At 56.2% G+C, this 11,761-nt stretch carries 9 protein-coding genes; 8 read left to right on the plus strand and 1 reads right to left on the minus strand.

From position 1 onward, the window contains the following. Positions 1 to 298: 298 nt before the first annotated feature. Positions 299 to 976, minus strand: a complete 678-nt coding sequence (locus N909_RS0113160) for a PTS sugar transporter subunit IIA (protein WP_029915841.1) — start codon at positions 974 to 976, stop codon at positions 299 to 301. Between the two features lie 260 nt (positions 977 to 1,236). Between N909_RS0113160 and N909_RS0113165 the strand changes: the two genes are divergently transcribed. The 8 genes from N909_RS0113165 (at position 1,237) to N909_RS0113205 (ending at position 11,490) form a co-directional block, all read left to right on the plus strand. Further along, a complete protein-coding gene (locus N909_RS0113165) occupies positions 1,237 to 1,974 on the plus strand; it encodes a PTS sugar transporter subunit IIA (protein ID WP_063336396.1) in 738 nt (245 codons plus the stop codon). 285 nt (positions 1,975 to 2,259) lie between these two features. Continuing rightward, positions 2,260 to 4,251, plus strand: coding sequence for a proton-conducting transporter transmembrane domain-containing protein (locus N909_RS0113175; protein WP_029915846.1), 1,992 nt, complete (start codon positions 2,260 to 2,262; stop codon positions 4,249 to 4,251). Beyond that, entirely contained in the window at positions 4,248 to 6,215 is a 1,968-nt protein-coding gene (locus N909_RS0113180) for a proton-conducting transporter transmembrane domain-containing protein (protein WP_029915847.1), read from the plus strand. Before N909_RS0113175 ends, N909_RS0113180 begins: the two co-directional genes overlap by 4 nt. 11 nt (positions 6,216 to 6,226) lie before the next feature. Continuing rightward, positions 6,227 to 7,141: a respiratory chain complex I subunit 1 family protein gene (locus tag N909_RS0113185; RefSeq protein ID WP_029915848.1), complete on the plus strand. Its 915-nt coding sequence runs from the start codon at positions 6,227 to 6,229 to the stop codon at positions 7,139 to 7,141. Between the two features lie 9 nt (positions 7,142 to 7,150). After that, positions 7,151 to 7,780 (plus strand): NADH-quinone oxidoreductase subunit K, encoded by a 630-nt coding sequence (locus N909_RS0113190; RefSeq protein WP_029915849.1) that lies wholly within the window; start codon positions 7,151 to 7,153, stop codon positions 7,778 to 7,780. A 3-nt stretch (positions 7,781 to 7,783) separates the two neighbouring features. Next, positions 7,784 to 9,208 (plus strand): proton-conducting transporter transmembrane domain-containing protein, encoded by a 1,425-nt coding sequence (locus N909_RS0113195; RefSeq protein ID WP_029915850.1) that lies wholly within the window; start codon positions 7,784 to 7,786, stop codon positions 9,206 to 9,208. Then, complete coding sequence (locus N909_RS0113200) at positions 9,205 to 10,725, plus strand: hydrogenase large subunit (protein ID WP_029915851.1); 1,521 nt, start codon at positions 9,205 to 9,207, stop codon at positions 10,723 to 10,725. The genes N909_RS0113195 and N909_RS0113200 overlap by 4 nt, the downstream gene beginning before the upstream one ends. Positions 10,726 to 10,737: 12 nt before the next feature. Continuing rightward, positions 10,738 to 11,490, plus strand: a complete 753-nt coding sequence (locus tag N909_RS0113205; protein WP_029915852.1) for an NADH-quinone oxidoreductase subunit B family protein — start codon at positions 10,738 to 10,740, stop codon at positions 11,488 to 11,490. The last annotated feature ends 271 nt before the right edge of the window (positions 11,491 to 11,761 follow it).

Consider the following 11,761-nt stretch of genomic DNA (forward strand, 5'->3'; position numbering starts at 1 on the left):
TTACTTTCATCCGATTCCATCCCATATAAAATTAAAAGCAGGACAAAGTCCAAGCGCAGCACGAAAAAAACTATTGATTTGGCCGGGCTATCTGACCAGGGGAGGCTTTTGGCAGACTGTTGAAAAAACGTCCACCGAGCCCATGGATGGGCGATCAAAATCAATGACGCCTTTTTAAATCATTGATTTTGTAAGGTGGAGGGCATCGCACCTTTTTCAACAACCTGCTAACGGGGCTGCTGCCATCATGTTGGGATGCGATGAAGGCACATGTCGAATGCCTTCGCTTTTCACAATATCAACCCAGTAAGGTTTCGTTGAGTTTCCTTAAAGCAGAAAAGATTTCATCTCGACTGCCCTGATTGTCTATTGCTGCCCTAAAACCCGGATCGCGTAGTGCAAAGCTGAGTTTGGACAACAGATGAAGATGCGCACGTAAGGTGGGTGAAATCATACAAAACAACGTGTGAACCGGTTTCTTATCCAGAGCATGAAAATCAACGGGATTTTCCAGAAAAGCCAGAGTAACGCTGGGTTTCGTTACATGCAATAAGACAGGATTACGCGGGTGGGGGATGGCGATACCATCACCGATGCCGGTTGATGCGAGTTTTTCACGCGCTTTAAGCACTTTAAGCAAATAATCCCGATCAACCTCCTCCGGCAGTCTTAACTCGTCAACAAGTTTTGTCAGGACTTCATGACGTGATGTTCCGTCCAGCCGATAAACAACCCCTCCAGATTCCAAAGATTCGATCAATGTTGGCAATGGGGAGTCATCCGTATCTGGCTCAAGAAAAGCTTCAGCCGCGATCCCCATTCGTCTTGAGGTCGCCCATTCCAACAATTCCGAGCGGTTAAAGCGATATTGCTCATGAACCCTGTAAACGGGCATGACCTCTTGCTTGATCCAGCGATAAATCGTTTTTTCTGAGACACTTAAAAGCCTGGCAGCGTCTTTAACGGAAGTATTCATGGAGCCCCTTGGAAAAATGTCACTTGTCATGGACAGGCTAAGACATTAGCAATGCACAGATACGAATGTCAACTGAACTGACTGCCATGAGAAGGGCGGGTTTGTGCTTCCAACTGGGTAAAAAAGCCATTTTTTAGGATCTTTACCGCTCTTCTGACCTCTCCGGTTTGCCATACTTTCTCTGTTGACAATAATCTCCATCAGAGAGTAATGTCCAAAAATGTCCATAGTTAAAGAGTAATGCTCCTATCGAGGGTCAAATGAATGTAGCAGTCAAGGATGCCTCCAGGCTTCTGTCCGTTTCGGAGAAAACCATCTATCGATGGCTGAAATCTGGTGTGCTCCCCGCTTACAAACTGAACGGAAGCTATCGTTTCAATACTGCTGAATTGTTGGAATGGGCAATGGCCCACCGCATCGGTGTGACCACCGATGCTCTTGAAGAAGCCGAACCCCAAGACAGGGCTCTCCCCAATCTATTTTCAGCCCTTGAAGCTGGAGGCATCCATTATCGCCTCGAAGGGAATTCGCGCGACGAGGTCCTCGCAGGGGCGGTGGCCGGGCTGCGCCTTCCAGACGAAATCAATCGGCATGAATTGACAAAATCACTGATTGCACGTGAAAAACTTGCCTCCACAGCTCTTGGCAATGGGGTTGCGGCACCTCATCCGCGCAGTCCAGGTCTGCCTTTTGCCGGCCGGTCAACCGTCGCGCTGTTTTTTCTTGAGAAACCGGTCAGCTTCGCTGCTCTGGATGGACAGTTGACGCATTCTCTTTTTGTCATCATCGCCGCAACCCTGCGAGAACACTTGTATCTTCTGTCAAAATTGACGTTTGTGCTGCGGAATCAGCAGTTTCAATATCTGTTGAATCATCAAGCCAGCCGCGAACAACTTTACTCGGGTTTGAAAGAAGCGGAAGCGGACCTGGTAGAGGAACAGGACCTTGCTCTGAAGTCATTAAAGAAGGTTGATGCACGCGATGCCCTGCACGCTTGATAAGAACAAATCGACCATTTTTCAGGAACAGCCTTGTTAGATGTCGCAGTATCGCCGTCGGGAATTCTGCAAATTTGCTTTGCTTCGTCATATGCCCCGGGGTTTTTTCTTTGGCGGTTTGTTCCATGGAGACCGTTTCTCAAATTTCAATAGACCGGCCTTGTTTTTCCCGGCGTACGGATGTCTGTGCGCTGGAATGGTCGATGACGACTGGCGGAGGTGGCAAATCAAAAAACTGCTGCTTGACCGCTGTGGGGATTTCCCCCCTGCTGAGGACCCCAGGTTATGATTCTGCTTCAAACAGCCTTTCTGATTCTTGCCCTGGCGGGCGGCGTTTCACTGTTGACCTGGCGACATCCCAGGTTGGCGTCCTGGACCGGAGTCGTCGGAGCCAGTTCAGCGGGCTTGCTGACGGTTGTTGCCGCATTGCAGGGACTTTCGCGTGGAGGCTTGCAGAGTTGGTCAACGGGCTGGGGTGTCCCAGCAGGATCTCTTGCTCTCCAACTTGACCCGTTAAGTGCCTGTTTTCTGCTGCCCATCGCTGTGCTCGGCATCTGCTGTGCCATTTACGGTGCCGGCTATCTTTCCCATGAGGGGGCGCGCCGTTCACTGGCGACGCACTGGTGCCTCTATCTCCTGATGTTTGCGGCCATGCTGCTGGTGGTTTCAGCTGCCAACGTCCTGCTCTTCCTGATCGCTTGGGAGATCATGACCATGAGTTCCTTTTTGCTGGTTGCCTGGGATCATCATCAGGAGGCCGTACGCAAGGCGGCCTGGCTCTATCTGCTGGCTGCGCACTGTGGATTGATGCTGTTGTTTGCCTTCTTTCTGCAGGCGGGAACCATCAGCCAAAGTCAGAACTTCAGCGATTTTGCTCCGTTAGCAAGGGTGTCCCTGCCCAGTGCCAGTCTCCTGTTTCTGCTGGCACTGTTTGGGTTTGGGGTCAAGGCCGGACTTCTGCCCGTCCATATCTGGCTGCCTGACGCCCACCCGGCGGCCCCCAGCCATGTCTCCGCATTGATGTCCGGAGCGCTGGTCAAGACCGGTATTTACGGTATCCTGCGTGTTCTCAGTCTGCTGCCTCCAAATCCTGCCTGGTGGGGCTGGGTCATTGCCGGGTTGGGGATAGCCGGGGCTCTGTATGGCATCGCCATGGCCTGCCTGCAGCGTGATATCAAGCGGAGCCTTGCTTATTCGACCATCGAAAATGTTGGCATTATCCTGCTTGGGCTCGGCTTTGGTTTCGTCGCGAAAGCCCAGGGACATCAGGCCATTGCGCTGCTGGCTTTGGCAGGTGCTCTGCTGCATATCTGGAACCATGCCTTGTTCAAAGGACTCATGTTTCTCGGGGCTGGCAGTCTGCTCCACGCCACAGGGACGCGCAACATGAACTTGATGGGCGGGCTGCTCAAGCGTATGCCTCTCACGGGATTGTTGTGGATCGGTGGCAGTCTGGCGATCAGCGCGCTCCCGCCATTCAACGGTCTGGTGAGTGAATGGCTGATTTATCTCGGTCTATTGCAGGGAGGTATTGTCGGATCAGGGGTTTCCGGGTTGAGCGCGCTGCTGCTGATCGGGCTGCTGGGGATCGTCGGAACCCTCGCTCTGGTGACATTTACGCGCCTGGTAGGCATTTGTCTTTTGGGGGAGCCCCGTTCCCAGGTTGCTGGCCAGGCGCATGAAGCCGGTCCGCTAATGCTGATACCGATGGCGGTGTTATTGGCGGCTTGTCTGGTGATCGGCCTTTTCCCCCAATATGTCGTCGGGCTCCTGAACGCCCCGCTCAGCCAGATTTCGGGTCAACCCGTCAGCCTGGTTCTTCCTGAAGCACTGACCAGCTTTGGCCGGTTCAATGGCGCGCTGATTCTGGTTTTTCTTGCTGTTGCTCTGTTTTTAGGCCGTCTGCGCAACCGACGGATAACAGACGTCCAGGCGACCTGGGGATGCGGCTTTCAATTTCCGACCACCCGCATGTCTTATACCGGCGAAGCTTTTTCCGAACTGGCTTTTCGTCGCGTTCTGCCCAGACCGGTTCAGCCGGATATTGAAGTTTCGAATGTTTCCGGACTCTTTCCCGGACCATCCCAGGTTCAACAAACATCGCGTGATTCTTTTCTGACCTACCAATGGCAGCCACTGTTTATCTGGCTGGCCGACCGTTGTCAAAGGCTTCGCTGGCTACAGCAGGGGCAGTTGGCGATTTATCTGCTGTATATGTTCGCCGCCAGCACGCTCTTGCTGGCCTGGACGGTATGGACCAGTCGAGGAGGCGGATGATGGTTTGGCTGCTACTTGTTGGAGTTTTCCTGATCACCACGTCAGGGGTTTTTTGTCTGGCGGTGAGTCGCCCACCTGTCCGAGAACGGATCTTCTGCGTCCAGATTGTGATTGGCGCGTTGCTCTGTGTCTGGCCGCTGACAACGGCCGTTGCTCAGTCTGGATTATCTCTCGAACTTGATTGGTCTGTTCCGGCTGGGCGCTTTGAGCTGGGACTGGACGCTCTTTCGGCGGTCTTCATTGCCCCCCTGTTGCTGGTGGTCGTCAGTGGGGCAATCTATGGTCTTCGCTACTGGCCGAGTGCGGAACATTCGGAAAATGCCCCAAAGCTGGGTCTCTTCTATGGGCTGATCAGCGGGGCAATGATTCTGCTGCTGCTGGCCCGCAACAGTGTCCTGTTTCTTTCGGCTTGGGAGGTCATGGCCCTTTCCGGGTATTTCCTGATTACCACCGAGGATCACAAAGAGGATGTCCGCAAGGCCGGTTTTATCTATCTGATAGCGACCCATACCGGAACGCTGGCGCTGTTTGGCCTTTTTGCCGTGATAAACCAGGTTTCCGGATCAGGAGCTTTTCCCTTGGCCGGCAGCCTGACCGGGGCAGGCAGCAGCCTGATTTTTCTGCTGGGGCTGCTTGGCTTTGGCATGAAGGCCGGACTGATGCCCCTGCATATCTGGTTGCCCGGTGCCCATGCCGCCGCCCCCAGTCATGCCTCGGCGCTACTTTCAGGGGTGATGATCAAGACCGGAATCTACGGACTGGTCCGGCTGACCTCCTTTTTCGCCGAGATCCCGGCCTGGTGGGGCTGGATGATCCTTGTTCTGGGCGCAGTGTCTGGAATTCTCGGCGTAGCGTTGGCCATCGCCCAGCACGATATCAAGCGGCTGCTCGCTTACCATAGCGTGGAGAATATCGGGATTATCGCCCTGGGATTAGGGCTGGCGCTCCTTGGACGCAGTTATGGGGAACCTGCACTGGTTCTGCTCGGACTCTCAGGCTGCCTGCTTCACGTGATCAACCACGGGTTGTTTAAATCGCTCCTGTTCATGGCGGCCGGTTCGATTATCCATGCGGTTGGGAGTCGCGACCTGGACCATTTCGGTGGCCTGCTGAAACGCCAGCGCTGGACCGGACTGTTTTTTCTCGGTGGGGCGGTTGCGATCAGCGGACTCCCCCCATTCAACGGATTTGTCAGCGAGTGGCTGATTTACCTCGGGGTCTTTCAGACCCTGAAATCAACCTCGTCAGCCCTATCGGTGGCCTTGCTGGCAGCGCCTGCGCTGGCCCTGATCGGCGGACTGGCGCTGGCCTGTTTTGTCAAGGTTTTCGGGGTGTGCTTCCTTGGAACAGCACGCACTGAGGCTTCAGCACGGGCACATGAGGCACCGCCGACCATGCTTTGGCCGATGGCCGCACTCCTGCTTGCCTGCAGTTGGATAGGGCTGTTGCCATTCAGTCTGCGCTCGATCCTGGAACAGGCGGTTGTCAACTGGTCTGAAACCACACCGACATTGTCCCTGGGGGGTGATCTGGCCCCCTTGAACATGATCAGTCTTGGCGGATGGCTGCTGTTGGGGTTGCTGGGATTGACCGGTTGGCAGGTGCAGCGCCGAAGTGCATCGGCACCTGCTGATCTTGGCACCTGGGGATGTGGTTTTTCTTTTCCAACGGCACGTATGCAATACACGGCAAGTTCCTTTGCTGACAGCCTGGTGCGGCTGTTCCGTTTCGGCCTTTGGAGTCATCGCCAGGGAGGTCAGGTCGATGGCCTTTTCCCGAAGAGTAAAGATTTCTCCAGCCATACTCCTGATTTGGTCCTCGACCGCGGGCTGACGCCGACCTTCTCCGGTCTGGCATGGTTGTTTACCCGGCTGCGCCGGATCATTCAAAACGGCGTTGCCGCCATTTATCTGCTCTACGTCGTCTTGACCCTGGTTGTCCTTTTGACCCTGGTGGCGTACTGAAAGGAATATCGATGATCAGTCGGATCGTATTACATATTTGCATCCTACTTGTTTTTGCTCCCCTGCCGCTCGGAGTGATCAACAAAACCAAGGCGCTGTTTGCCGGGCGGGTCGGCCCGCCATTGCTGCAACCCTACTATGATCTGGCGCGGCTCTGGCGCAAGGGATTCGTCTTCAGCCGCACCACCACCTGGGTGTTTCTGGCCGGACCTGTGGTCGGGCTGGTTGTCCCCCTGTTGGCCTCTCTGCTGATCCCGTTCGGGGGGCTGGCTGCGCCGATTTCCTTTACCGGAGACCTGATCCTGTTCGTCTACCTGTTTGGCCTGGCGCGTTTTTTTACCGCGGCTGCGGCGCTTGATACGGGTTCTAGCTTTGAGGGCATGGGAGCGGTGCGTGAGGTGACCTTTTCCTGTCTCGCGGAGCCAACCCTGCTGTTTGGCCTGCTGGTCCTGGCCCGTGGCGCCGAGAAACTGACCCTGAACAGTTTGCTTGGCCCGCAATTGTTCAATCAGTGGCGCAGTGATGCCGGTGCGTCACTGGGGCTCATTCTGGTCTGCCTGTTCGTGGCCCTGCTGGTGGAGAACTCGCGGATTCCCTTCGACGACCCCAACACCCACCTGGAGTTGACCATGATCCACGAAGTCATGGTTCTTGATCACAGCGGGCCGGCCTTCGGCATGATCCTTTATGGTGCGGCCATGAAACTGATGGTCCTTGGTGGCTTGCTGGTCCGTATCGCTCTGCCGTTTCAGACCGGCTCGATACCGCTTGATCTGCTGGTTTTTCTTGGCGGGATGCTCGGCCTGGCGGTGCTGGTCGGCGTTGTCGAGTCGACCATGGCCCGCTTGCGCCTGCCTCGGGTTCCGCAAGTGCTGGTCGGGACGACCCTGCTGTCTGTTTTTGCCCTGGTTCTGGTTTTGAGATAAGGGAAAGCGATGACGAATCTGCTCCTTCTGACGGTAATTTTGATCAATTTTTTCTCGCTTGGCAGTGCCCGACTGGTTGCCTGTATCCGCGCTGTCGCCATGCAAGGAGCTCTGCTGGCCCTGCTGCCGGTCGTGGTCCATGGGCTATCCGGCCATTCGGTCATGCTGGGTCTCGGGGCGTTCTGCTTCAAGGGCGTCTTCATCCCCTGGCTGTTGCTGCGGGCGATCCGTGAGGTCCGCATCCGCCGTGAGATGGAACCCTATATCGGGTTTGTTGCAACGTTGATTCTGGGTGCCCTGACGACCGCCGGGGCTTTCATTTTTTCTGACTTTCTGCCCCTCGCGGCAGAACACCACGGGGGGTTGTTTGTGCCGACCGCTCTGGCAACCATGTTCAGCGGATTTCTGTTGCTGATCACCCGGCGCAAGGCGTTGACCCAGGTGCTCGGCTACCTGATCCTGGAGAACGGGATTTTTATCTTTGCCGTGTTGCTGTCGGAGGCGATGCCCTTGACGGTCGAAGCAGGAATTCTGCTTGACCTGCTGGTCGGCATTTTCGTGATGGGCATTGTCATCAATCAGATCAGCCGCGAATTTTCAACGATCAATACCGAGCGCCTCACGGCACTGAAGGAATAAACCATGCTCCTGACCATTATTCTTTTCCCCCTGCTGGGAGCCGCTCTTTCCTTACTGCTCCCCTGGTATCAGGTTCGCTCATGGATCTTGCCCATTTGCGGAGGTTTCCACCTTCTGCTGGCGGGTCTTATCGTGAACGGCGCCCTGGAGACTGGGCCATGGATTGGACTCGATGCCTTGGCAAAGTTGGTCTTGCTCGTGACCAGCCTGCTCTTCTTCGGCTGCTCGATTTACGCGGTCGGTTACCTGAGCCTTTGCCGGGATCGAGGCAACAAGGTCATTGTCCCCTGCCTGCTGGTCTTTCTTTCCGCCATGACCCTGGCCATTTCTTCCCGCCACCTTGGGCTGTTGTGGATGGCGGTTGAAGCGACGACCATTACCAGCGCTCCATTGATTTATTACAACCGCAACCGCCTTTCGCTTGAGGCCACCTGGAAGTACCTGCTGCTCTGCTCGGTCGGAATCGGTCTGGCCATGCTCGGCATGCTGTTTATCGCTTATGCGGCGCTGGTTGGCGAGGGGACACCGATCAGTCTGCAATTCGATTCTCTGCTCGTAGGAGCCACCAGCCTCTCGCGCCCCTGGCTGCATGCCGGCTTCATCTTTCTTCTTGTCGGATTCGGCACCAAGATGGGACTGGCACCGCTGCATTCCTGGAAACCGGATGCCTATGGTGAAGCGCCCGGATTAGTCGGCGCCCTGCTTGCCGGCGGTCTGACCAGTGTCGCCTTTCTCGCCATACTCCGCGCGGTACAACTGATGACGGCCGCCGGAGACGGAGCGATGGCTCGCCAGGCGCTGTTGGGGATGGGGCTTTTGTCGATGGCGCTGGCGGCGATTTTCATGGTCCGGCAACCCGACCTCAAGCGGCTGCTTGCCTACTCCTCGGTTGAGCATATGGGGATCCTTGCCATTGGGGTCGGCATTGGTGGCCTGGCAACCTTCGGCGCCATGCTGCACCTGATCAACAACGCTCTGACCAAAGGCTGTCTGTTCCTTTCGGTCGGCAATATCCACCGCGCCTATGCCAGCAAAAGACTCTCCGAGGTACATGGCGCGATCGCGACTCTCCCCATCTCCGGGAGCTTGTTCCTGGCTGGTTTCCTGGCCATCACCGGCTCTCCGCCCTTCGGTCTCTTCATGAGTGAATTTACGATTCTGCGGGGTATTTTCGGGACTGGCCAGGTTTGGGTCGGGCTGCTGATGTTGTTGTTGCTGGCCGCGGTTTTTATCGGCATGGGCGGAACCGCGCTGCCTGCCACTCAAGGCGCGCCGGTCAAGCTCGAATCTGTCTTCAAGGACAGTTTTCTGCTGGTTATCTCTCCGTTGGGTTTCCTGCTCGTTGTCCTCTGTCTTGGGGTCTATCTTCCCGAGTCTCTGCAACAGACTCTGCGCGCCGCCGCCGCTCTGCTGGAGGTGAAACCATGACCAGTTCGAAGCTATTTCGCTTTCGGCATGGGTTATCGATCCCGCTGGCAGACATCCCGCGGCTCGATTTCGATGAATTTTCCACATCGCTCCTGGAGGAAATTGCCGACGCTGGCCGAGTCGCCAATTATTTTGGTCGCCCGGTCGCCGAGGGGGTCGAACTCTATGCCATCCTCGCCCATGACTGGAAAGGGGAGTTTGCAGTGCTGCGGACCAGCGTCAAGGATCGTTTCCCCTCGTTGACGCCCCAGCTTCCTCAGTTGCACCTGTTCGAACGGGAACTTGCTGAACAATTCGGATTGCGGCCAGAGGGGCATCCCTGGCTCAAACCGGTGCGCTTTCACAAGACCTGGATCGACAGCAGCGATATCTGGGGGCGGGACACGGCCAAGCACCCGGTTCCCGGGGACATGGATTTCTACCGGGTTGAGGGGGAAGAAATCCACGAGGTGGCGGTCGGTCCGGTGCATGCCGGAGTGATCGAGCCCGGGCACTTCCGTTTTCAGTGTCACGGTGAAGAGGTTATGCATCTGGAGATTTCCCTGGGTTACCAGCATCGTGGCATCGAGCAATTGCTCAGCGGCGGGCCACACCCAACCAGCAGCTACCAGATAGAAACATCCGCCGGAGATACAACCATTGGGCATATGACCGCTTATGCCCAAATCCTTGAAAGCCTGTCGGGGACCGACGCACCTCCCCGTGCCTATGCCATCCGTGCCATTGCTCTCGAACTTGAACGGCTGGCCAACCATGTCGGAGACATCGGTGCCTTGGCTGGCGACGTCGGGTTCTTACCCACCGCCTCCTTTTGCGGCCGGTTGCGCGGTGATTATTTGAATCTGACTGCAGAACTCTGTGGCAGCCGCTTTGGTCGAGGACTGGTCCGACCCGGAGGAGTCGGTTTTGATCTTGACACCAAGCTGTCTCAATACCTCCTTGACCGGTTAAAAACTCTCGAGGGGGAAACCCGTGGGGCCATTGATCTGTGCTTTGATTCCCCCTCGGTATTGGCCCGTTTTGAGGGAACCGGCAAGGTCAAGATTGAAGACGCTGAAGCTCTCGGGCTGGTCGGGGTTGCCGCACGTGCCTGCGGTCTTGTTCGCGACGCCCGTCTTCATCACCCCTTCGGTGTCTGGGAAAAAGGTTTCGACGCTCCGGTGATCGAAATCGACGGGGATGTTTTCGCGCGAGGCAATGTCCGCCGGCGAGAGATTTTTGCTTCGCTGAAACTGCTTGGCCAACTTATCCGCCAGTTGCCCGAGGGGCCGGTGGCCTCCTCTCTGGGGGGGCTGGCCGGTGATTGTCTTGCCGTCTCCTTGTGTGAAGGATGGCGGGGAGAGATTGTCCATGCAGCGATCACCAGCGCGACAGGACAGATCGAGCGCTACAAGATCGTCGATCCCTCCTTTCATAACTGGAGCGGACTCGCTTTGGCGCTGCGTGGCCAACAGATTTCAGATTTTCCGCTTTGCAACAAGAGTTTCAACCTGTCCTATTGCGGGTTTGATCTTTAGGGAGAAACATTTATGCTGACGATTATCCGTGAACGCCTGCGCCAGGGGCACCGGACCGGTAAATTCCCGAAACAGGAGCCGGTGCTGCCCGCACGTTTTCGTGGTGCCCCGCATATCCAGCCGGGTCTCTGCCAGTCCGGGTGCGATCAATGTCTGAGCGCCTGCCCTTTTTCTGCGGTCCAACTGATTGACGGCAAACCGCATCTGGACCTGGGGCGTTGCCTGTTCTGCGCTGACTGCACAGTGTGCTCGCACGGCGCGATCAGCTTCACAAATGACTATCGTCTTGCTGCGTCCAAGCGCGATGATCTGTTAACCAGTGAGACAGAGCATCGCTTGGCGAGCGCCCTCGACGGCCAGATGAAAAGGCTGTTCGGCCGTTCTTTGAAGCTTCGCCAGGTTTCGGCAGGAGGGTGTAACGCCTGCGAAGCCGACCTGAACGTGCTCGGCACACTGGTTTTTGACCTGGGCCGTTTCGGCATCCAGTTTGTCGCCTCACCGCGTCATGCGGACGGGCTCCTGATTACCGGTCCGGTGACTGAAAATATGCGCAGTGCCCTTTTGGAGACCTATGCGGCGATACCTGAACCGAAACTGGTGATCGCCTCTGGCGCCTGCGCCATCGGCGGTGGCCCGTTCATAACCAGCACCGAAACACATGGTGGTGTCGGCGATCTGCTGCCGGTTGACCTGTATATCCCCGGTTGCCCCCCTCACCCGTACACCGCACTTGATGGGCTCCTCCGGCTGCTCGGCCGCCGCTGAAAGGAGGTCAGCCGAGGACCTTTGAGTTCCACGCTGGATCGACCAATTCTGACCATTTCGCGCTTGGGCTATCAGGGTGTTGAAAAGTCCATCCCTGGGCTCGCCAGGCTGTTTTTTAACAGCCTGCCAGGTTTCTCCCGGAGCTGATCGGTGGTTAACTGGCCCAACGCCGAATGGGGACTGATTGCCTGGATGGAATGCCTTCGAGGAAACAGACTTTCGATAATTTTGAAAAATGTGTAATATGACCAGTTCGAAATAAATATCAAAG

Origin of the sequence: Pelobacter seleniigenes DSM 18267 (assembly GCF_000711225.1) — a bacterium.
Taxonomy (GTDB): Bacteria; Desulfobacterota; Desulfuromonadia; order Desulfuromonadales; family Geopsychrobacteraceae; genus Seleniibacterium; species Seleniibacterium seleniigenes.